This is a genomic window from Streptococcus sp. Marseille-Q5619 (assembly GCF_946901205.1).
GTDB lineage: Bacteria > Bacillota > Bacilli > Lactobacillales > Streptococcaceae > Streptococcus.
Window position 1 is genome coordinate 31,479 of the sequence record NZ_CAMPPO010000003.1, and the last position, 22,796, is coordinate 54,274.

The window sequence follows — 22,796 nt, forward strand, 5'->3', positions numbered from 1 at the left end:
TGAGGAATCTTCCTCAGCGGATAAACTGTATTTTTGTGCGTCCATTACACACAAGATACAGTTTACCAAATTTCCACAAAAAAGTAAAGAAATTTATAGCAGAATTCCTAAAAAAATCGCAACTAAACCACCTAGGTAAGTCAAAGTCAGGTAAGAATAAAAAACCTTCTTATCACTTAGCAACCTTTGGAGTTCGTCATTCAAGGTCGAAAAAGTTGTCAACCCTCCGCAAAATCCTGTTGCTAGAATAGCATAGACTTCCTTAGACTCCACATGATTGTAGAATAATCCAATCAAAAAACACCCTAAAAGATTTGCTATAAGCGTTCCAAGTGGCAATTTAGAAGATTGATTATAGCGGGAAAAGAAATAGCGCACTAAAGCTCCGCAACCACAAGCAATTGCAAGATAGACCATTACCATTTCTTCCTCCCCAGACAATAGGCTAAGAGCAGGCCACCACCAATGCTTAAAATGAGATACAAGACTAAGCTAACATAGCGCCCTGTATCAAGCAGTTTTACAACATCAAGCATGAGACTGGAAAAGGTTGTTAGACCTCCGCAAAAACCTGTACCTAGTGCTAAAACCAAGCCCTTACTGGTTCCTTTATAGACCAGATAGCCCTTGACAAGATAAACCAAGCAGAAAATACCTAGATAGTTAACAAGAAGGGTTCCCCAAGGAAAATCTGGACTGGCTGGTAACCAAGTGGAAACTAGATAGCGGACAAGTCCGCCCAACATAGCAGCTAGAAAAATCCCTAGCGGATAAAATTGTTCTTTTTTCATTTGATATTTTTATCCTGATAATCACGCGAACGTTTGAGTATGTCCGAAAAAGTCGCGACAATAGTCTCCTGATAGCGCTTGTCCTCTACACGACTTCTAACCTTTTCAAAAATAACCGCTTCTCTCTTAGTATCTAAAATCGGTTTACCTGAAGCTTTCTTATAGGCAACTACACCCTCAACCAAATGCATTCGTTCTTCTAAGAGCTTGACGATTTGGTCGTCGATTTGATCAATTTCTTGACGAATACTATCTAAATCCATACAGTCTCCTCCTTTATTTGAATTATTGTATCAAAAAGCCACTAAATAGGCTAGTAAAATCCCAAGTCACGATAAGAAAAATGCACTGATTGATTGCATCAGCGCACGTTTATGCTTATCCTACTTTAGCAGCCAATTCTTCTGCGAATTGTTCTAAGCGTTCAATATCTTCCTCCTCGGCAGAAAGATCAACTTTAACACACTCTGAACCTTTTTCTGCTCCTGTTGACACAAAGACACGATCAAAGTCATCAACAGCCTTACAGAATTCATCGTAGAAGGTGTCACCTGAACCAACCACTCCGTAGATTTTACCATTCAAATTGAGATCAGCTAGGTCTTCGTAGAAGTCCATCATCTCATCTGGCAATTCTCCATCACCATAAGTATAGGTCGCAACGATAGCGATGTCTGCTTCCAAGAAGTCTGAAGCGTCAACAGTTGTACATTCATCAACATCGACATCCAAGCCCAAGTCACGTAATTTGTCTGCTACAATATCTGCAATTTCTTCGGTATTACCGGTCATACTGGCAAATACAATTTTTGCTAATGCCATATCGTCCTCCTCAATTTATCTTTCTCCATTATATCACATCTTTTTCATTTTAAAAATAAAAATTCTTGTGCTACAATGAAATGAGAAAGAATTGAGGTTATTTATGGAAATTTGCCATCAAATTTTAGAAAAAATTAAAGAATACGACACGATTATCATTCACCGTCATATGAAACCAGACCCTGATGCCTTGGGAAGTCAGGTGGGATTGAAAACTCTTCTCAAACATCATTTCCCAGAAAAAACCATCAAAGCCGTTGGTTTTGATGAACCAACTCTTACTTGGATAGCTGAGATGGATCTTGTTGAAGATAGTGCCTACCAGGGAGCACTTGTCATCGTCTGTGATACGGCGAATACTGCTCGTATCGATGATAAGCGCTATCGTCAAGGTGATTTTCTCATTAAGATTGACCACCATCCAAATGATGATGTATACGGTGACCTATCTTGGGTAGATACTGATTCAAGTAGCGCTAGCGAGATGATTACCCTATTTGCCCAAACAACCCAACTGGCCTTATCAGATCGTGCTGCTGAGTTGCTCTTTGCAGGAATTGTTGGTGATACAGGTCGATTCCTCTACCCTTCTACCACTGCACGCACCCTCCATCTAGCTGCCTCTCTGAGAGAACAGAACTTTGACTTTGCGGCTCTCACTCGCAAAATGGACACTATGAGCTACAAAATTGCTAAACTTCAAGGCTACATCTACGACCATCTGGAAGTGGATGAAAATGGTGCAGCTCGCGTTATCCTGAGTCAGGAAATCTTAAAACGATTCAATGTTACCGATGCTGAAACTGCAGCTGTTGTCGGTGCACCTGGACGTATTGATAGTGTGAGTCTCTGGGGAATTTTTGTAGAGCAGGCTGATGGCCACTACCGCGTTCGCTTACGCAGTAAAATTCATCCTATCAATGAAATTGCCAAAGAACATGATGGAGGAGGCCACCCTCTAGCAAGCGGTGCTAATTCCTATAGTCTAGAGGAAAACGAAATCATCTACCAAAAGTTAAAAAACTTGCTTAAAAACTGATAAAATACTTGCCAAACTTTTCAGAATCTGATAGACTAGTATGGTAACAATCTATGGCTCGCAAAGAGACCATGGCAGAAAGGAACTATTGCAAAATGAAAAAAGATATCCATCCAGAATATCGCCCAGTTGTCTTCATGGACACAACTACTGGTTACCAATTCCTTAGCGGTTCAACAAAACGCTCTAACGAAACAGTTGAGTTCGAAGGCGAAACTTACCCATTGATCCGTGTGGAAATTTCATCAGACTCACACCCATTCTACACTGGACGTCAAAAGTTCACTCAAGCAGATGGACGCGTGGATCGTTTCAACAAAAAATACGGTCTCAAATAATGATAAAAAGAACAGTTTCGGCTGTTCTTTTTTCTTTCTTGAAATCAACTGCTGTTTTCATGTTCCAAACTCAAAAAAACTTTGCACTCTCGATAGCCACTCGATGGTTTTCAGAATATAGAGTTTTTTCTTGCCTAAAAAATAGAAAAGATATATACTAGCTATATATAGTATAGATTGGAGATATACCATGACGACATCACTTACTAAGCAATACAATTTTAAAATCAACGAGTCATCAATGGAACAAGCTAGAGCTATCATCAAGGAAAAAGGAATGACTATGACGGATGCTATTAGTCTTTTTATCGAGCAGATTGTTCTCGAACAGGATTTACCAATAAAAACCGCAGAAGATTTACACCGTGAACGATTGATTCAGGAGCTACAAGCCCAATCTGAACGCGCCTTAAGAGAATATGAATCTGGACAAGGAACTTCCCTAGACGATATGAGGCTACGATATGGCTTATAAAGTGATTCTATCTACTGAAGTGAGTCAGGCAATTGACAGTATTCATGACTATATTACTACCGTTCTTTTATCACCTCAGTCTGCCAAAAATACTGTTGCTAGAATTTTAGACGGCTTAAAAAGTTTAGAAACCTTTCCTGAAGCTGGCTTTGATGCAGATGAAAAAATTGGACTAAAAATCAACAGTAAGTACCCAACACGGGGAAAAATTATTGGGCAATATATCTTGCTTTACTTTATCGATCAAACCCAAAGAACTGTTTTTCTTTCCCACTTATTCCACACCAAAAGTGACTATGTTACCTTGCTACAAAGCAAAAATAATAAAAATTCAAAATCATCATTTTAATGTCCACTGCTCCCTTAATAGCCTTGTAATTATAAAGAATACAGTCTTCATTTTAACTAGAAACTCAAAAAAACTTTGCACTCTAGATAGCCACACGATGGTTTCCAGAGTACAAAGTTTTTTAATTTGACAAGATTTAGTCTTCCTTATCTTGATTTTCAGTTCCTTACCAATAAAAAACTAAGCCTAGGACAATCTCCAAAGCTTAGTTTGATCTAGTTTCTTAATTTCCAGCGTAATATTTTTGAATTCCTTTAATAATACCTTCAACTAACTTATCTTGGTATTGATCACTACGGATTCGTTGGTTTTCTTCTGGATTATCCATATAACCCAACTCTAATAACACAGCAGGTTTCGCAGTCTCACGAAGAACAGCGAAGGTGGCTTGCAAAAGCCCAGCATCTCTAGCTCCTGTCTCAGTCAAGAGAGATGAATGAAGGTCAGCTGCCAAACGATTACTTTCACTTATACGGTCTGGATTATTATGCCAGTACTGGTTAATCTTGCTCGGATAACCCACTTCTTCCTTATAAGAATAAGTCTGTATTCCCAGATTCAGTGTTGTGTCATTCCCAGTAGCATTAAAATGAATACTAATAAAGAAGTCTGCATTCGTCTTATTTACCATACGAGAACGCTCCGTCACAAAGTCAACATCCACATCACTATCACGAGATGTTAAAACTGTATAGCCCAGTTCCTCTAAACGTTTCCGTAATTTACGAGAGACCTGTAGATTCAAATCTTTTTCAGCTATTCCATAATAGTAAGCGCCCGAATCACGTCCACCATGCCCAGGATCTAGGAAGATAGTCTTACTATAGTGCCCCTTTTCAAATCCTTTTGGAAGTTCTTGCACCCATTTACCATTATCTTTGAAAAAATGACTACTTCCATCAATAGTATAAGTTCCAGTGACATAAACGCCATCTTCTTTAAGATAATACCAAGCTTGATAATCTTGATCATAAAGCCACTCTTTGTGAGCCATGTAGCCACCAGATTTTAGATAGTAAGAGCCAACCCATTGCTGTTCAGCATAATGTCCGCCTGACTTGAGATAAAACCAGCTAGAGTAGTTAGGATCGTACACCCATTCTTTATCTGCCATAGCCCCACTGGACTTCAGATAATAATTTCCCTTCCAGGTATTAGCCATCATGACACCATTTTGATCAAATGCATACCATTTACCATTGATTTGACGCCATTGGTTAGACAGATATTTTCCTGAACCATTGGCGTAGTACCACTTGTTAGCCATCTGATACCAGCTATTTTCAAGTAAGTAACCATTCTTATCAAATAGGTAGCCCTCATAAAGAGTATCTGTAAATTTGACACCTGTTTGACTATAATAAGTCCACTTCCCGTCTTCTTTTACCCAACCAGTTTGTAGCTTAGACTCAGTAGGAAGAGTTGGCTTTGTCTCCTGCTCACTCGAACTAGGAGTCGTTGGCTGGTTTTCTGTAGCTGCTTGAGAAACATTTGCAGAGCTAGTAGTTGAACTACCGATAGAGTTATTCGTAGGATGACTAGCATCATTAGCTAAAACTGTTTGGCTAGTAAATCCAAGAAGAGCTAGAGCAAGAATCGTAAATTTCTTATATGATTTCATTTATTTAACCTTTCTAGGGGAATGGAATCCCTGTTTTATTGAGTTCTTTGACTTCCTTGATGAAAGAAGATTTGTTCTACATCCTCTAAACTATAATTTATATGACATCATGGAGTGTTTAGCTTATTTAAAGATGTGAAACCTAAAAAGTATGGCTAAGTTGGAACCTTAAAAATTCAATTTCTGAACACCTAATTTCGCTTCAGATAGTTATCGAACAAGTCGAGTAGATTTCATTAAAATCATCTATTTATATTATACACCAAATTTAAGAAAAATTTTTGCTAACATCTAAATTTAAAATAAATCTAGTCCCTAGCTATACCGAATTTTAGTTTACTCTGCCCAGTAGAGATGTTATAATAAAAATAGGAGGACACAAAATGAACAATAAAACTAAAAAGTTCACACTTGCTACAGTTTTAGTACTTTCCTTGTTAGGAGCTGGAACTCTTACATCAGAATCAGTAGCCGCTAATGATAGGCTGCTTTCCACTCAAGCAATCAATGGTCAATCCTACAATATCTTAAACTCTGAGGTCACTAGTACTTCTTCTGGTACTACTCTAGTTGGGGTTGAAGGGACTTTCTTAACGCCAGATAAACAGGCTATCTTAGACCGTATCAATGCCATTCGAAAAGAGGCAGCAGACGAAGGTCTAGTTACTAGCTATGTTCCTATCAAATGGTCAACTGCGCTAGAAAAAACAGCCTTCGTTCGTGCAGCAGAAGCTTCGATCACCATTGATCACACACGCTTATCTAGTAAGGACATTTGGAGCGCTTGGCCTGCAGGAAATTTCTCCCTTTCAGAAAATTTGGCTTGGAACTATGACGGATTTATGAAGGCCATCCAGCAATGGTATGATGAAAAAGCCGATTATGTTAAATCTCGTAGTGGTGTCAGTGTTACAGGTCAAACTGGACACTACGAATCCTTAATTAACCCAAAATTGACCTATATGGGGCTTGCAGCCTTTGAAAACCCTGTCACTCAAAATGGATGGATTACCGTTGCACAAAGTTTCGGAACAGCATCTGGTGGCTCTGAAGAATTAGCTGGTGGTTATGGAAAGGCCATTCAATATACAGAAGCAAATTCTTCTCAGACTCAAACATTTGCGACTAAGGCGAATCTTTTTGACAAAGACTTGAATGCTATCGGAACCCATAAAACCAAAAATGAAAATACAAATTCAAGTCAGAAAAATGGGTTCAATCATTCCCAATACTTCGGAAGTTGGATTCAATCAAACGGACATTGGTGGTTTAAACACAATGACGGCTCATACACGAGTAATGGATGGGAAAAAATAAATAGAACTTGGTATCGCTTTGACAACTCTGGCTGGATGCAAACTGGCTGGATAAAAGACGGTAGCTGGTACTATCTCGACGGTTCAGGCGCTATGAAGACTGGTTGGCTCAAAGATAATGGTAGCTGGTATTATCTTGATAGCTCAGGTGCTATGAAAACAGGCTGGATGAAAGTATCTGGTAAATGGTACTATGCCTATAGCTCTGGTGCCCTAGCAATCAATACGACGACCCCTGACGGTTATCGTGTTAATTACAATGGGGAATGGGTAGGATAATTTAACTATAACAAAAAGACTCTATACTATCTCACAGTGAGTAATCTTCACTTTCAGATAGTATAGAGATTTTTATTTACCTAGTACAGGTCTTATCTTAGGCATTTATAACAAATTGAAACAAGAGTGGGACAAAAGAGCCTCGTAAAAGGTATTTCAACTTAGTAATACCTTTTTGAGGTGCTTTTTGATATGAGCCCATGTTTTCTCAATAGGATTGTACTCAGGTGAGTAGGGAGGAAGGGGTAAAAGTTTATGCCTAAATTATTCACATAAGAGCTCTAGCTTACCCATTCTATGGAATCTTGCATTATCCATAATAATAGCTGATGGTGTGTTTAATGTTGGTAAGAGAAACTTCTGAAACCAAGCTTCAAAAAAGTCGCTCGTCATCGTTTCTTCGTAAGTCATTGGAGCGATTAACTCACCATTTGTTAGCCCTGCAAGCAAAGAAATCCTCTGATATCTTCTTCTAGATACTTTACCTTTTATTAGCTGGCCTTTTAATGAGCGACCATATTCTCGATAAAAATAAGTATCGAATCCTGTTTCATCAATATAAACAGGTGCTAGATGCTTTAAACTATTAAAATTTTTAAGAAATAAAGCTACTTTTTCTGGGTCTTGTTCATGGATAGTATAGTACTTTATGGTTACCGAACAAGTCTAATGAAAAAATTCCGATGATAGTTCTAAATCTTAATAACCGTTTGGGTTCCATGATCCAACTCCAGCAAGACATCTATACTTGTATAGAAAATTCTGCCCTGAATAAGGAGATGTAAATATTGCTTTCCTCCAAAATGGTCATAGTTTTACTGGCAAATCTAACATATCACGGATAAATTAACAAGTGATTTCTGAATTGCTAAACATTTTCCTTTCTTATAGCATATTTTTAGATTTTCTCTTTAAAAAAAGTCATTTATAAGAAAAAGGTTTGATTTTTATCTATTTTCAAAAAATCCCAAAAACTGAATTGAAAGAATTTTTAGAAAATTTTTGTTTTTCTCTTTACAGTGAAAAAAAATTCTGTTATAATGACTCATGTAATAAAATATGACAATAAAAGGAGAACGATATGACATCTGCTAAAGAATATATCCAAAGCGTGTTTGAAACTGTAAAAGCTCGTAACGGGCACGAGGCTGAATTCCTCCAAGCTGTTGAAGAATTTTTCAACACTTTAGAACCTGTATTTGAAAAACACCCTGAGTATATCGAAGAAAATATCTTGGCACGTATTACTGAGCCTGAGCGCGTGATTTCTTTCCGTGTTCCTTGGGTTGACCGTGATGGAAAAGTTCAAGTAAACCGCGGTTACCGTGTTCAATTCAACTCAGCTGTTGGACCATACAAAGGCGGACTTCGTTTCCACCCAACTGTAAACCAAGGGATCTTGAAATTCCTCGGATTTGAACAAATCTTTAAAAACGTCTTGACTGGACTTCCTATCGGTGGAGGTAAAGGTGGATCAGACTTCGATCCTAAAGGTAAAACAGATGCTGAAGTGATGCGTTTCTGCCAAAGCTTCATGACTGAATTGCAAAAACACATCGGACCATCACTTGACGTACCTGCTGGTGATATCGGTGTTGGTGGACGTGAGATTGGTTACCTTTACGGTCAATACAAACGCCTTAACCAATTTGATGCTGGTGTCTTGACTGGTAAACCTCTTGGATTTGGTGGTAGCTTGATTCGTCCAGAAGCAACTGGTTACGGTTTGGTTTATTACACTGAAGAAATGCTCAAAGCTAACGGTAATAGCTTTGCTGGTAAGAAAGTGGTTATTTCAGGTTCTGGTAACGTTGCTCAATACGCTCTTCAAAAAGCGACTGAACTCGGTGCAACTGTTATCTCTGTATCTGATTCGAATGGTTATGTCATCGATGAAAATGGTATCGACTTCGATCTATTGGCTGATGTTAAAGAAAAACGTCGCGCTCGTTTGACTGAGTATGCAGCTGAAAAAGCAACTGCAACATACCACGAAGGTTCTGTATGGACTTACGCTGGAAACTATGACATTGCTCTTCCATGTGCTACTCAAAATGAAATCAACGGTGAAGCAGCTAAACGTTTGGTTGCTCAAGGAGTTATCTGTGTATCTGAAGGTGCCAACATGCCGAGCGACCTTGATGCTATCAAAGTTTATAAAGAAAATGGTATCTTCTACGGACCTGCCAAAGCTGCCAACGCTGGTGGTGTAGCCGTTTCAGCCCTTGAAATGAGCCAAAACAGTCTTCGCCTCTCATGGACTCGTGAAGAAGTTGATGGCCGTCTCAAAGACATCATGACAAACATCTTCAACACAGCTAAAACAACTTCAGAAACATACGGTCTTGATAAAGACTACCTTGCAGGAGCTAACATTGCTGCCTTTGAAAATGTAGCAAACGCTATGATTGCACAAGGTATTGTTTAAGATTCATTTGCTTAATCCTCAATCGCTTCGATTGAGGATTTTTATGTTGAGTTAAACAGTTGGATAATTACTTACTTACCCCATTTTATCCCATTTCGGAGAAAAAAGAAAAACCGCTACTCCCAAGAATAGCGGTTTAATCATGTTTTAAGCTACTAATGTAGTCACTCTATTATTTAAGAGTAACTGAAGCTCCAGCTTCTTCCAATTTAGCTTTGATTTCTTCAGCTTCTGCAGTTGCAACGCCTTCTTTAACAAGTGCTGGTGCACCGTCAACAAGTTCCTTAGCTTCTTTAAGACCAAGACCTGTGATTTCACGTACAACTTTGATAACGCCAACTTTTTTGTCGCCTGCAGATGTCAATTCAACGTCGAATGAATCTTTAGCAGCACCAGCGTCAGCAGCACCAGCTGCAGCAACAGCTACAGGAGCAGCTGCAGTTACACCAAATTCTTCTTCGATAGCTTTTACAAGGTCGTTCAATTCAAGGATTGAAGCTTCTTTAATTTCAGCAATAATGTTTTCAATGTTCAATGCCATTGTTATTTCCTCCAAATATGTTTTTAAATTTATAATAGATTTTCGTAGCTAGGCTACGCTGCGTAGCTTAAGATTAAGCTGCGTCTTCTTTGTTGTCTGCAACCGCTTTGACTGCAAGAGCAACATTGCGCACTGGCGCTTGAAGTACAGAAAGGAGCATAGAAAGAAGTCCTTCGCGGTTTGGAAGAGTTGCAAGAGCAAGAATCTCTTCTTTAGATGCGACAGCGCCTTCGATTGCACCACCTTTGATTTCAAGTGCTTCAGCGTTTTTAGAAAAGTCGTTCAAGATTTTCGCTGGTGCGATAACATCTTCGTTAGAAAATGCTACTGCAGATGGTCCAACAAATACAGATGCAAGATCTTCAAGACCAGCTTTTTCAGCTGCACGACGCAAGATTGAGTTTTTAATAACTTTATACTCAACTTCGCTTCCACGAAGCTCACGACGAAGAACTGTATCTTGCTCAACTGTCAAACCACGAGCGTCTACAACGACGATAGATGCAGCAGCTTTCATTTTTTCAGCTACTACGTCAACTAGTTCCGCTTTTTTAGCAATAATTGCTTCACTCATTAGTGTGTTCACCTCCGTAATTATTTTGCTTGGGGAATTTTTCCAAAAGAAAAACGCGCCCAAACCTAGACACGAAAGTACAATACGCTTCTTTTTACATGATACGTTTTGTCCTCGGTAGGATATTTATGAGTCGAGCTCCCCTACTGTCTTAGGCAGTTTTTTCAAACCGTATATAAGTATAGCATAGTCAAAAAAAGAATGCAAGATTTTTGCAAACTTTTTTTAAGATTTTTTCGTAATTTTTCTTTTAAAGTTCTACTGTTAGGACTTGACCTTGCTTAACAACCTGTTCTCCACCGATATAGACATCATCAACATCACTGGATTTAACAGCATAAACCAGATGGGAAAGCATATTTTCTTGAGGTTGGAGATGAATTTTCCCTTGTGGTTGAATAACGAGAAAATCTGCTTGCTTGCCGACTTCTAGACTTCCTATCTGATTTTCCATTCCTAGAACCTTAGCCCCTTCGATTGTTAGTGCTTTGAGAGCTGTTTCAATCGGGAATTGGCTGGCATCCCCACTCTTCATCTTCTGAAGAAGGGCTGCTGTCCGTCCTTCCTCAAACATATCTAGATTGTTATTGGAGGCAACCGAATCCGTCGCAATTCCGACTGCTACTCCTGCTTTTTGCAGTTGAATTATAGGAGCAATCCCTGATGCCAGTTTGAGGTTACTAATAGGATTGTGGGCAATAGACACTTGAGAAGTTGCCAAGCGTTCAATTTCTCTCTCGTTTAATTCGACCCCGTGAGCAAAGACAGACGGATGATCTAAGTAACCCAGTTCTTCTAGAAAGGCGAGGGGGCGTTTGCCATATCGTTTCAGGATGATCCCTGATTCCTCCTTGGTCTCAGCCACATGGATATGGATTGGAATAGCAAACTCTTTTGCCATGTCTATGCTTTCTTCCAGCAAGTCTCTATTACAGCTGTAGGGAGAATGTGGGGCTACCATAACCTTGAAATTTGGATTTTTATATCCAATAATTTCTTCAATGATTGCTCGAGTTCTACTTATAGTTTCAGCAGTTGTCTCTGCCTCTGAAGAAAAAAGAGAAGGTGAGAAATAACAACGCATCTTGGAATCTTTCACTGCCTGATAAATCCGCTCAATCTCCACTCCATTGGGATTATACATATCATTAAAGGTTGTTGTTCCTGACTGGAGCATTTCTGTCAGCGCTTCTTTGACCGCCTTAGTAGTCATGTCGAGAGTAAACTCAGCTTCTGCTGGCCAGATATAATCATTGAGCCATTCATGGAGATTGCTATCATCTCGGATTCCTCTCAATCCTGTCATAGCAGAATGGGTGTGACAATTGACCAATCCAGGCATAATCCAGGCTCCCTGATAGTCGATAATCTGCTCAGCTTGCTCTAAAATCTCTGACTGCTCTTGACCGACATATACGATTTGAGAATCCTTAACGGCTAAGATTCCATCTAGATAGACATGGAAATCTTGGTCACAAGTCACGATATTTACATGCTGATAGACTTTCATTATAGGCTCCTTTTCTAAAAAACAATTTACAGTGAATAATTTTTCTAGCTATTGTAACAAAAAAGTCACCTGAAGGCAACTTTTTTCGTCCATAAAATTTCAAAAGAGAAAGGATTATTCAGAGCTAAAAGCTGCAGCTTTTTGCATTTGGTAATACTTACCCTTTCTAGTCATGAGATCCTGATGGTTCCCATACTCAACAATGTCGCCATCCACCAAGACAAGAATCAAATCCGCGTCCTGAATGGTAGACAAGCGGTGGGCGATGATAAAACTTGTGCGCCCCTTCATGAGTTTGGCAAAAGCATCCTGAACCAGTACTTCTGTCCGCGTATCGATGGATGAAGTTGCTTCGTCTAAGATAAGAATCTTGGGAATAGCCAGAAAGACTCGGGCGATGGTCAAGAGCTGAGCCTGACCGACAGAGAGAGATTCTCCCGCATTTTCCAACTTGGTATCGTATCCCTGCGGCAACTGTTGAATGAAAAAGTCTGCATTGGCTGCCTTTGCAGCAGCAATCACTTGCTCCCGACTGGCATCAGGATTTCCAAAGGCAATATTGTCATGAATGGTCCCTTGCTTGAGCCAGGTTTCTTGGAGCACCATTCCAAACTGCTGGCGTAAAGAGGCACGACTATAGTCATAAATGGATCGTCCGTCTAGCAAGATATCTCCCGAGTTAATGGGATAAAAGCGCATGAGAAGATTGATAAGGGTTGATTTTCCGGCACCTGTAGGACCAACGATTGCCACCTTGCTACCAGCTGGAATATCAATTGATAAATCCTTAATCAAAATCTTTTCAGGATGGTAGCCAAAAGAGACATGTTTAAAGGAAATAGCTCCCTTAACTTGGTCACTGGTCAAGACTTCCTTACCTGTTTCAGCCACCTCAGGACTTTCTAAGACAGCATAAACACGCTCTGCACATGCCAAGGCACTTTGCAACTCGGCCAAAACTGAAGAAATATCGTTAAAAGGCTTGGTGTATTGCTGAACATAGTTCAAAAAGGTCACTAAACGCCCGATGGTCAAGGTGGACCCTATCATAATACGATAAGCTCCCACTCCAGCTAAAAGTGCGTAAATGAGTGCATTTACAAAGCGAGTCGAAGGATTGACCGTTGAAGAATAAAAGATGGCTGACTGCGAATAACCTGAGTAGTTGTCATTAGCCTCTCGCAGCCTTTGGATAAACTCTGATTGAGCATTAAAAGATTGAATAATAGTCTGCTGGCTCAACGATTCTTCAATTAATTGTGTCTGAATCCCCCTCGTCTCTGTTTGTTTTTGGAAGAGATGATAGGACCGTTTAGCAATAAAGCGTGAGATTACCATAGAAAGTGGTGTCAACAGCAAGACTAAGAGAGTCATGAGGAGATGAATTTGAAGCATGGCTAGAATACTAATCAAAATCATCAAGACTCCAATGAAAAATTGGTTAAAAATCATGGTCAAGCCAGCTGCCAACTGTTCTATGTCTGTGGTTACCCGACTGACCATTTCCCCACTTCCTTGTCGATCTACAAAGGAAATCGGTAAACGGTGGAGCTTATGGATAATTCGCTCTCGCAAATCTTTAGTATAAGAGAAGATTAAGCGATTATAAAGAAGAGGATTGATCCATTGAACTAAAGTGTTTCCTATGATCACCAAGATCATCTGAGTGAAAATGTGCCAAAAAACTGATGATGAATCGGCCACTAGGACTTGGTCAATAACCTGACCAATCAAGATAGGTAGGTAAATCGATAAGGCAACCTGGGCAATGGTTCCTATAAAGGCTAAGAAAAGGAGGAAGGGATGGCTTGCTAAATCTTTGGCCAAACGTTTAAGCGTCTGGTTTGCAGTTTGTCGTCTCATGCTAGTCCTCCTTTCCATGTTGGGATGCATTGATTTCGCGATAAACTTGACTGGACTTCATCAAGTCCTCGTGCTTGCCGATAGCTAAAAGCTCACCTTTTTCCAAGAGGAGAATCTGGTCAGCCATCTGTAAAGTCGAGGTTCGTTGAGAAATCAAGATTAAGCTTGTATTTGGTAAGTTCTCTCGGATAGCTTTCAAGAGCTTGGACTCCGTAATGGTATCCAACGCGGAGGTAGCATCATCTAGGATGAGAAAAGGGGCTTGGCGCAAGACTGCTCGTGCGATAGACAGCCTTTGTTTTTGTCCACCTGAGAAATTTCGCCCTCCTGCCTCAACTAGGGCATCTAAGAGTCCTTCCTTTTCACTGACAAAATCCTTAGCTTGCGCAATCTCCAAGGCCTGCCAGAGTTCTTGGTCAGTTACTTCTTGATCTAAACCTAGAGTCAAGTTGGAACGAATAGTTCCCTTAAAAAGTTCGACTTTTTGGGGTACATAAGCAATCCAGGACCGCCATTGCTCTAAATTATGAGGGCTAGATCCATCTCGATAAAGATCTATGCTTCCCTTATCTACTGGATAAAGACCAAGTAAGACTTGCACCAAGCTTGATTTACCAGAACCCGTTCCCCCAATGATACCAAGAATTTGCCCTTGCTGCATATCAAAGGAAATGTCTCTCAGAGAAGGCTGGGCCGCATCAGGATAGGTAAAGGTCAGTTCTTGAACTTGTAAAACCTGATCACTGGTAGCTTGCTTTTGTTCTAATTCTGAATGGATGTCTTCTGGAGCTTCGGCAAAGACTTCCTCAATTCGCTTAGCTGAGATATAGGACTGGTTGAGAGAATTTATCAGCATGGCTAGCTTGACCAATTCCACCAAAATCTGTAAGAGATAGTTGATAAGGGCAATGAGAGCACCTTGACTGAGCAATCCTCCTTGAATAGAAATATAGCCTTGCCATATAATGACGAGGAGAGTTCCATTTACAATCAGATAGGTCAGGGGTGTTAATAAACTGGACCAGAAACCTGTCTTTTCTTGTAATCTAGCATAGACTTGGTTAAGGGTTTGAAAAACTTGTAACTCTCGTTTTTCTTGACCAAAAGCACGAATAACTCGCATCCCTTGTAATTGCTGGCGTGTTTCCTGAACTAGTTGGTCCGTTTTCTTTCTCAGACTGCTGTAGAGAGGATTAACCAGTCTAGAGAGCCCTACAATAACAATGGTCAAAATGACAACCATGACCAAGAACCAAAAAGTCAGTTCAGCTGAGATTCTATAAGCCATAAAAATGGCACCAAAAACGATAATAGGCGCTCGTAAAAAGAGACGCAGGAATTGATTGATACCAGTCTGAATCTGGTAGGTATCCGAAGTCAAGCGAGTGACCAAGCTCGAAGTTGTCAGACGGTCTCTACTGTTCTTGGGTAAGGAAAGAATATGACGATAAAGGTCGTTTGTCAGTTCTTTGGTAAACCCAACCGCTGCCTTAGCTGAGTAGAACTGGGCTATTAAGGCCACTACAACACCAATCACTGCAAAGATAAGGAGCAGCCCAATTTGCATCCAAAGGTGCCCTTGATTTCTCTGGGGCAAGGATTGGTCAACAATCCCAGCAATCACCATGGGAACCAAGAGCTCAAACACAGCTTCTAGTAGCTTGAACAAGGGTGCTAAAATTGATTCTCTGATGTAGGGTTTAAAGTAAGATAGTAAGTGTTTCATAAATCCCTTCTATTCGTTTTCTAGAAATGAAGAAAGTGGGAAGCACCCACCATCTCTGTTTTATTTGTTTAAGTAGGGCAGTAGATAGCCATAGCCTGCTTCTTCCATCTCATCCTTGGCCACAAAGCGCAAGGAAGCAGAATTGATACAGTAACGGAGGCCACCAAACTCACGCGGTCCATCTGTGAAAACATGACCCAAGTGAGCATTGCCTGACCGAGAACGAACCTCGATTCGCTCCATTCCATGGCTCATATCCTTGTAATAATGAATCAATTCCTTGGAAATCGGACGGCTAAAACTTGGCCAACCACAACCTGAGGCAAACTTATCCTTGGCAAAAAAGAGTGGCTCACCCGTCGTGATGTCTACATAAATTCCCTCTTCAAAGGTTTGGTCATAGGCATTGGTAAATGGAGCCTCTGTAGCAGCTTCTTGGGTAACACGATAGGATTCTTCTGATAAGCTTTCCTTTAACACCTCTTGACTAGGCTTTTCATAGTTAGAGGCATCAATCAATGGCTTATCAGCATCGGTCACATCAATATGACAGTAACCTGAAGGATTCTTCTTAAGATAGTCTTGATGGTAGTCTTCTGCTAAAATGTAGTGGCGAAGTTTCTCCACTTCTACTGCAATCTTTCGACCCAGCATGCGCTCCTGCTCCTGCACCACTGTGTAGATAGCTGGCAAGTCTGCTTCGTCCTGGTAATAAATCCCAGTTCGATATTGGCGACCACGGTCATTCCCTTGTTGATTGATGGATGAAGGGTCGATGACACGGAAATAATAAAGTAAAATATCTCTGAGTGACACTGCCTTCTCATCGTAAATCACTTGAACCGTTTCTGCATGGTCTGTTTCCTTAAGCAACTGATAATTGGTCGTTTCGACTTGTCCATTAGCGTAGCCAACACTGGTTGCTAGCACTCCAGAAATGCGTGAAAAATATTCCTCTAGGCCCCAAAAACAACCACCTGCTAGATAAATTTCTGCCATCTTTATTTCTCCTTTATCAAGTTTTTAACTAATACTCTTCGAAAATCTCTTCCAACCACGTCAGCTTACATCTGCAACCTCAAAACACTGTTTTGAGCTGACTTCGTCAGTCTTATCTACAACCTCAAAGCAGTGCTTTGAGCAACCTGCGGCTAGCTTCCTAGTTTGCTCTTTGATTTTCATTGAGTATAAACTTCTTTTCAAAAAAAGGATAGGAAGCCCTCTGGTCAAGAGTTTCCCCATCCTATCTTCTATTCTTTATTTTGCTTCTATACGGACACCTTGGGTATCAACCTTCAAGTCATGAAGCTTTCCTTTGAAGGGTTGCTTTTCCAATTCTGCCTTAATCGTTGGCATCTTGTCATGAGAAGCCAAGACCATAACTGTTGGCCCAGCACCTGAGAGGTAGGTTGCATAGGCACCATTCTCTTTGGCTACTTGCTTAATCGTCGCAAATTCTCTCACCAAGTCCTGACGATAGCGCTCGTGGAAGAGGTCTCCCTCGATTGCTTGCCCAGCTGTCACCATGTCTCCTGCCAACAAGGCCGCAACCGCCACATTGGCGATAGAACTAGCTGCAACAGCTTCCTTATAGGACAATTTCTTAGGCAAGACACCACGGCTGTCTCGAGTACGCAATTCATAGTTTGGAATGTAGGCTAGAAAATCACATTCTGGGAAGTCTGCTACGATAGCAGAAACTTGTCCATCAACAGAGCTTGCAATAACGAGATTACCATAAATGGCTGGAGCCACATTATCTGGATGTCCCTCAATCTTGGTCGCTAACTGCAATTTTTCATGGTCTGTCAAGTTGAGCTTGCCCAATTGATTGGCTAGTTCAATCCCAGCAACAATAACCGAGCTTGAAGAACCCAAACCACGCGCCAAGGGAACATCACTGGTCATTTTCAAACGTCTTGGTTGCAAGTCTGGTACAATTTGCAAGGCAATTTTTAGTAAGAGATTACGCTCATCATGTGGAATCCATTTGCCAATCTGGTGTTCAATCAGCCACTCATCTCGTTCTTCACAGACCTCAATTTGAAGATACTTGGTTACAGCTACACCGACCGAGTCAAATCCTGGCCCGATATTGGCACTGGTTGCAGGTACAATAATCTTCATTTTATTCTCCTAGCACCTTGAAGGTATTCAAGAGGTCGAATTCTGAAACCTTCTTCAATTCAGCTGAGACATTTTCAAGCTGGGCTTTATTAATCTTGTGTGTAATGATGACAACACGCGCCTTGTCACCATCTTTTCCATCTTGGAGGATTTGCTTGAAGGAAATATCTTGAGCGTTGAAGATTTCAGCCAATTTCAAGACCTGACCTTTTGAGTCTGGAGCCAAGATTGAGAAGTAGTAGTTTGCCTTAACATCCTCAGGATTTGCCAAGACCAAGTCACGGCTGTATTCGTTGAAATCTTTGCCAATGGTACCATCATTCAAACGACGAACGATACGGACAATATCCGCCACCACACTTGTTGCTGTTGGTTTTTGACCAGCACCTGGTCCATAGTACATAGACTCACCAATACCGATAGATTCTACAAAGACAGCGTTCATTACGCCATTCACACTAGCAAGTGGGTGTGCTTTAGGTAGGAAGGTTGGAGTTACTTCTGCAGCAATTCCTGAAGGAGTTTCCTCGATAGAACCAACCAATTTCACTACATAGCCAAGGTCTTGGGCTACAGCCACGTCTTCTGGTGTGATGTTACGGATTCCCTTGTGGGCTACATCATCAAAGGCAACCTTCATGCCAAAGGCAAATTGGCTCAAAATCACCATCTTGTAGGCTGCATCAATCCCATCTACGTCATTTGTAGGGTCACTTTCTGCAAATCCTAGACGTTGCGCTTCCGCAAGAGCATCGTCGTAAGACCATCCTTCTTCCACCATCTTGGTCATCATGAAGTTGGAAGTTCCGTTGACTACACCAAGCACACGCGTAATTTTATCAGAAGCCAAGGAATTTGCCAAGGTACGAAGAATTGGAATCCCACCAGCTACTGCTGCTTCGTAATAAAGTGCTACATTATGCTCTTTAGCGATTTCTAACAATTCTGCGCCATGGACAGCCAAAAGGTCCTTGTTAGCAGTCACAACGTGTTTCCCAGCCTCCAAGGCACGAGTGATAAATGTTTTAGCTGGTTCGATACGCCCCATCAATTCCACTACGATCGTAATGTCTTGATCTGACAAAATGTCATCCACATTGGTTACAAAGTTAAAGTCATTCCCTGCTGCAAGCAAGCGATTCTTTTCATCTTCATCCTTGACCAATACCTTAGCAACTTCAATCTCTGAATGTGCTGATTGATTGATTTTTTCTCCATTTTCCTTTAGGAGGAAAGGCACGCCACTTGCAACGGTACCAAATCCTAGTAAAGCAATTTTAACTGTCATGTTTGTCTCCTCGAAATTTTCTATTATAGCCATTATAACAGAATTTTATGAAAATTCCTATTATAGTAAATCACTATTTCAATCTAGAAAAGAAAAAACGAATCAGACGATTCGCTCTTCTCGAAATCTAGAAATAGCTTTCCAGAAATGATTATCCAATCTTTTGCAGATTAAGTACTGCATCGTGATTCATCAAGACTTGACCATACTCTTGCAAGACCGAGCGACTGATATCACTATCGTCTGCAAACTCACGCATACGAGCCAACAGCCAAGCTGGATATGGACTTGGATGATTTTCAATATCCACTAAAATGGTCAAATAATAGCGCTCATTCATCTTGTAGAGTTCAGAAGTTTCCATTTCAAAAGTCACTGTCTGGGCAAAAGCTACCAAGTCAGCCAACTTAGCAAAAGACAGGATGTAATAGATGTAAGGCTCTTTCTTGCTCTCAGCTTCTTGTTCAACCTGCTCTTGCTCTTCTTCCTTGGCTTCGACTTGCTCTAGAGATTGAATGGCTTCGATATCATCCTTAGTTTTGTCCGCGATACTTTTTTCCAGAGTTTTGATAAATTCATCAGGCGACATTTGAGCCAATTCTTCCATATCTGGTAAATCCGATAAGTCTTCAAAATCTAGATTTTGGTCAATCTTTGATTTGGTTACAAAAACATCAACCTTATCAGGTTTTGGAGTCACACGGAAGCTCAACATACCTGTATCCAAAAAGCTTTCAGGCATCTCTAACTCATCCAAGATAGCATAAAAGAACTCTTCTGTTTTTTCTTGAGGAACGAGAAAGTCAGCAATCTCCATGCCACGATCCATCAAATCCTCTAAAGACATCGTGATTTTCAAAGTTGTATCACTAATTTGTTTCATTTTCATTGCTAGTAACCTCATACTTTCAGTTCTATCTATTATACTAGATTTTTACGATTTTATCAAAAGAAGGCTCCTCTGTCGGGATAGATTTTCCATAGGGTAACTTCTGTAGAAGACTCTAATACTCTTCGAAAATCTCTTCAAACCACGTCAGCTTTATCTACAACCTCAAAGCGGTGCTTTGAGCAACCTGCGGCTAGCTTCCTAGTTTGCTTTTTGATTTTCATTGAGTATAAGAGAAAATTTCTGCAAACAAATAGAAAAAGCCTCCAAAATCGGCTCTTGTCCGACTTTGAAGACCTAATACATCAGAAAGCTTATAGTTTAAAGGTTGCTACACCGAGGATTGAGCGATTTAAGTTTCGAAGAATTTGAAGACTTTGCTCAAACTTCTTATAACGAGTCACTCCGTACTCTTCAACAAGAAGGACTGTATCTCTTTCCAAAAGCGATGGCACATCTTGTAAATCGACAAAATGCATTCCTTTTAAAGACTCTTGATTTTGTTTCAATTTATCTAGGATAGCTTTGTTTGAGCTAACGATGGTCAATTCCTGTCCAGCATTTTTGTATGACAAGACATCTGCTAGGTTGGCAATTGTTGTAATCTCTGTTACAAAATCAATTTGATACTGAGAAAAATCACCTGCTCTATTGATTGTTGGATTAAAGAGATAAACCAATACATTTCCCATCACAACCAAAATCACACAGATTACTCCAATAACAGCTAAACGGAGAATCAAATTCTTCACATTTAATCCAAGCGCTGTCTCACCATTTGCATTCAATTCTTTAGAGTTGATGGTTTCCAATTTTTCAATTTTTACATTTGCATAAGTGTGTTTAAATTTCTCAATCAATCCATCAAATTTTCTCTCTAACAAGTCATTGACATCCTTGCTTGGTGTCAAAATTTTCACACCGACCCCTGCATCGTCAATCATATAGTAGACGGTCAGTTTTTTCCACCAATAATCATTCGTAGAATTTTTCAAGGTTGTTTCTGTCGTATCCAATTCACTGGCCATTTTTTTCAACTCACTGGGCTCTACATCATTGAAAAGATAAGCTCCATTCAAATTCCCATCAATCAATTTCCCATAAAAATCACTATAACCACCAATTTGATGATTCAAAATCGTTTTCGCTGAATCTTCTGGAGGAGTAATTTTATAGCTAAGATAAGTTGAATAACTTGTTGTGTCTTTGACAGTATTTTTATTCTTAACTGCTTTAATTGTAAATGGTACAGCAATGAGAGCAAATAAAGCGATGAGAGCTAAAATATTTGCTTTTCGTTTTTTATAAAGATTTGCAAACAAATCAGCTACTGAATAATGTTCAAACATGATTTTTTTCTCCTTTGTTTAGTAGATACTGGTTTTCCTTTGTAAGCATTTTCGCTACGAATATAATCACAAGAACAATTCCCCAGAATTGCATTGTAAATAGATTGAAGAAACTTTCTGAAAAGCTACTTCTAGGCATAAAGAATAGATTATTCAAGATGAGTAAGGACAAGGCAAATAGGATTGTTCTAGAGCGATAGGCTACTTGCAGCATGGCTATGAATAACATACCGAGTAAGAGACTAAGTAGAAAGACTCCTATCATACCATAGTCTGTATACAACTCCATGATATAACTACTTCCGATACCATGTCCTTTCAAATATTCCTTGTTCAAAACAAGATAGGATAAATTGTGGGCATAACTATTACTATCAATAGCCAATTCCACACTATTGGTTGTATGCTCAAATGCTTTTCCTCCAAAAATGGCCCCCAAACTCCCCCTTGCAAAATAATCAAGAACAGGACCAAAAGTAAAATTACGGAAATCTCGGTAAGGGAGGCTACTGTTAAATAGAAAACCTCGAGCCAAGACACCAAAACTAGTCCCTTGTTTATAGATAAAGTCAAGTAAGATATCCCAGAAACCTGTATGGGAAACTTGGACATTATCCCGTACATAATTGAGTACTCCCATCGCTAACATGAGAATAGGAGATCCTACAAAAATCGCTAACTTTTCTTTAAATCCAATCCATTTTCCTTTTTCAGTTTGCTCCCGCATAAAGTAATAAACAAAAGCAAATAAAATACTTAAAATAAAGGGATTTCGGGTCCCGATTGCCAAATGAATTGTATTGGCTGCAATAAAGGAGACAAGCACTGCTGTTGCCTGCCATTTCTTTGGCTTGGTTGCCAAATACATACACATTGCGTAGACCGTAAAGGTTGATAAGATATAGGTAAAATAAGGCAGCTTACTTTCAAAATTTGCATAGTAGGCATAGTAGGAAGTCTGCAAACGATACAGGAGTCGTTCAAATAACCGAATGAAATAGAAAGGATAGGTTAGAAGAAAAACTCCTAGTGATACAAAGCGCAACCGCTTGATGTAAACATCTTTTAGAGAACTTCCTATCTTGGGTACTTGTATCTTCTTTCTAGCTATAAAATAGCGAGCTAGGAGACCTCCTGTGGTCAAGCCCAGAATCGAAACCATGACGACTATAAAGGCAAAACGATAGGCTATGGGATGATAGGTATCCAAAGCACCATCCCTAAAGTAATCAATGGTCGGCCTTGATACCAGAAATACAAAAATAGTTAAAAAGAAAATAAAATGGATTAAGTAATACTTGATATCATTCCAACAAGCAATTAAGCTACTAACCAGTAAGAACAATAAAGTAGAAAGCAAGCTAACATTGTTATTATTAAACAGATACACAATTCCACTTACTAGCGTCAAGGCATAGCTGACTATGGTCAAACTAAATAATAATCGTTTCCCATCAATCACTTGCTCACC

Annotated in this window: 23 protein-coding genes, 1 pseudogene and 1 other annotated feature; of the genes and pseudogenes, 6 read left to right on the forward strand and 18 right to left on the reverse strand. The window is 39.9% G+C overall.

Annotation, left to right across the window (positions count from 1 at the left end):
- Positions 1-93 precede the first annotated feature (93 nt).
- The 4 genes from crcB (OC530_RS04925) to OC530_RS04940 form a co-directional block, all read right to left on the reverse strand.
- Positions 94-423, reverse strand: coding sequence for a fluoride efflux transporter CrcB (crcB, locus tag OC530_RS04925; RefSeq protein WP_173226988.1), 330 nt, complete (start codon positions 421-423; stop codon positions 94-96).
- On the reverse strand, positions 417-791 hold the full coding sequence (gene crcB, locus OC530_RS04930) for a fluoride efflux transporter CrcB (protein WP_173226986.1): 375 nt from the start codon (positions 789-791) through the stop codon (positions 417-419). The genes crcB (OC530_RS04925) and crcB (OC530_RS04930) overlap by 7 nt, the downstream gene beginning before the upstream one ends.
- Entirely contained in the window at positions 788-1,054 is a 267-nt protein-coding gene (locus OC530_RS04935) for a chorismate mutase (RefSeq protein WP_173226983.1), read from the reverse strand. Before OC530_RS04935 ends, crcB (OC530_RS04930) begins: the two co-directional genes overlap by 4 nt.
- Before the next feature lie 115 nt (positions 1,055-1,169).
- Entirely contained in the window at positions 1,170-1,613 is a 444-nt protein-coding gene (locus OC530_RS04940; RefSeq protein WP_001162128.1) for a flavodoxin, read from the reverse strand.
- A 103-nt stretch (positions 1,614-1,716) separates the two neighbouring features.
- On the opposite strand from OC530_RS04940, the gene OC530_RS04945 reads away from it, so the two are divergent.
- The 4 genes from OC530_RS04945 (at position 1,717) to OC530_RS04960 (ending at position 3,814) form a co-directional block, all read left to right on the forward strand.
- A complete protein-coding gene (locus OC530_RS04945) occupies positions 1,717-2,652 on the forward strand; it encodes a bifunctional oligoribonuclease/PAP phosphatase NrnA (RefSeq protein ID WP_173275576.1) in 936 nt (311 codons plus the stop codon).
- Positions 2,653-2,747: 95 nt separating this feature from the next.
- The gene (locus OC530_RS04950; RefSeq protein WP_000710764.1) at positions 2,748-2,990 is read left to right on the forward strand and encodes a type B 50S ribosomal protein L31; all 243 of its coding nucleotides are present in this window, start codon (positions 2,748-2,750) and stop codon (positions 2,988-2,990) included.
- A 190-nt stretch (positions 2,991-3,180) separates the two neighbouring features.
- Positions 3,181-3,465, forward strand: a complete 285-nt coding sequence (locus OC530_RS04955; RefSeq protein ID WP_000213594.1) for a type II toxin-antitoxin system RelB/DinJ family antitoxin — start codon at positions 3,181-3,183, stop codon at positions 3,463-3,465.
- Positions 3,455-3,814, forward strand: a complete 360-nt coding sequence (locus tag OC530_RS04960) for a type II toxin-antitoxin system RelE/ParE family toxin (protein WP_112445221.1) — start codon at positions 3,455-3,457, stop codon at positions 3,812-3,814. Before OC530_RS04955 ends, OC530_RS04960 begins: the two co-directional genes overlap by 11 nt.
- A 223-nt stretch (positions 3,815-4,037) precedes the next feature.
- Here OC530_RS04960 and OC530_RS04965 read toward each other — a convergent pair whose 3' ends face one another.
- Positions 4,038-5,435, reverse strand: coding sequence for an N-acetylmuramoyl-L-alanine amidase (locus OC530_RS04965; RefSeq protein WP_262080121.1), 1,398 nt, complete (start codon positions 5,433-5,435; stop codon positions 4,038-4,040).
- A 383-nt stretch (positions 5,436-5,818) separates the two neighbouring features.
- On the opposite strand from OC530_RS04965, the gene OC530_RS04970 reads away from it, so the two are divergent.
- Entirely contained in the window at positions 5,819-7,030 is a 1,212-nt protein-coding gene (locus OC530_RS04970; protein ID WP_262080123.1) for a CAP domain-containing protein, read from the forward strand.
- 156 nt (positions 7,031-7,186) lie between these two features.
- Here the strand turns inward: OC530_RS04970 and OC530_RS04975 are convergent.
- Positions 7,187-7,678: pseudogene (locus OC530_RS04975) on the reverse strand (transposase); the annotation flags it as partial.
- Positions 7,679-8,111: 433 nt separating this feature from the next.
- Between OC530_RS04975 and gdhA the strand changes: the two are divergent.
- Positions 8,112-9,458, forward strand: a complete 1,347-nt coding sequence (gene gdhA, locus OC530_RS04980; protein ID WP_262080125.1) for an NADP-specific glutamate dehydrogenase — start codon at positions 8,112-8,114, stop codon at positions 9,456-9,458.
- 172 nt (positions 9,459-9,630) lie between these two features.
- On the opposite strand, the gene rplL is transcribed toward gdhA, so the two are convergent.
- From rplL to OC530_RS05040, 12 genes are all read right to left on the reverse strand, one after another.
- Complete coding sequence (gene rplL, locus OC530_RS04985; protein WP_001196965.1) at positions 9,631-9,999, reverse strand: 50S ribosomal protein L7/L12; 369 nt, start codon at positions 9,997-9,999, stop codon at positions 9,631-9,633.
- Positions 10,000-10,072: 73 nt separating this feature from the next.
- Positions 10,073-10,573, reverse strand: coding sequence for a 50S ribosomal protein L10 (rplJ, locus tag OC530_RS04990; RefSeq protein ID WP_001287277.1), 501 nt, complete (start codon positions 10,571-10,573; stop codon positions 10,073-10,075).
- A gap of 38 nt (positions 10,574-10,611) precedes the next feature.
- Positions 10,612-10,747 (reverse strand) — a sequence feature (ribosomal protein L10 leader region).
- 76 nt (positions 10,748-10,823) lie between these two features.
- Entirely contained in the window at positions 10,824-12,083 is a 1,260-nt protein-coding gene (locus OC530_RS04995) for a TRZ/ATZ family protein (RefSeq protein ID WP_262080128.1), read from the reverse strand.
- 114 nt (positions 12,084-12,197) lie between these two features.
- Positions 12,198-13,946 carry an ABC transporter ATP-binding protein gene (locus tag OC530_RS05000; protein ID WP_262080130.1) on the reverse strand — a complete coding sequence of 583 codons (1,749 nt, stop codon included), beginning with the start codon at positions 13,944-13,946 and terminating at the stop codon, positions 12,198-12,200.
- 1 nt (position 13,947) lies between these two features.
- Positions 13,948-15,672, reverse strand: a complete 1,725-nt coding sequence (locus OC530_RS05005) for an ABC transporter ATP-binding protein (RefSeq protein WP_262080134.1) — start codon at positions 15,670-15,672, stop codon at positions 13,948-13,950.
- 60 nt (positions 15,673-15,732) lie between these two features.
- Positions 15,733-16,671 carry a peptide-methionine (R)-S-oxide reductase MsrB gene (gene msrB / locus OC530_RS05010; protein ID WP_262080136.1) on the reverse strand — a complete coding sequence of 313 codons (939 nt, stop codon included), beginning with the start codon at positions 16,669-16,671 and terminating at the stop codon, positions 15,733-15,735.
- Positions 16,672-16,731: 60 nt separating this feature from the next.
- On the reverse strand, positions 16,732-16,854 hold the full coding sequence (locus tag OC530_RS05015) for a hypothetical protein (RefSeq protein ID WP_262080138.1): 123 nt from the start codon (positions 16,852-16,854) through the stop codon (positions 16,732-16,734).
- 75 nt (positions 16,855-16,929) lie between these two features.
- Positions 16,930-17,799, reverse strand: a complete 870-nt coding sequence (gene thrB, locus OC530_RS05020) for a homoserine kinase (protein ID WP_262080139.1) — start codon at positions 17,797-17,799, stop codon at positions 16,930-16,932.
- 1 nt (position 17,800) lies between these two features.
- The gene (locus OC530_RS05025; protein ID WP_261063164.1) at positions 17,801-19,087 is read right to left on the reverse strand and encodes a homoserine dehydrogenase; all 1,287 of its coding nucleotides are present in this window, start codon (positions 19,085-19,087) and stop codon (positions 17,801-17,803) included.
- 151 nt (positions 19,088-19,238) lie between these two features.
- A complete protein-coding gene (mecA, locus tag OC530_RS05030) occupies positions 19,239-19,976 on the reverse strand; it encodes an adaptor protein MecA (protein WP_262080141.1) in 738 nt (245 codons plus the stop codon).
- Positions 19,977-20,290: 314 nt separating this feature from the next.
- Positions 20,291-21,325: a prephenate dehydratase gene (locus OC530_RS05035; protein ID WP_262080143.1), complete on the reverse strand. Its 1,035-nt coding sequence runs from the start codon at positions 21,323-21,325 to the stop codon at positions 20,291-20,293.
- A complete protein-coding gene (locus OC530_RS05040; RefSeq protein ID WP_262080147.1) occupies positions 21,318-22,787 on the reverse strand; it encodes an O-antigen polysaccharide polymerase Wzy family protein in 1,470 nt (489 codons plus the stop codon). Before OC530_RS05040 ends, OC530_RS05035 begins: the two co-directional genes overlap by 8 nt.
- Positions 22,788-22,796 lie beyond the last annotated feature (9 nt).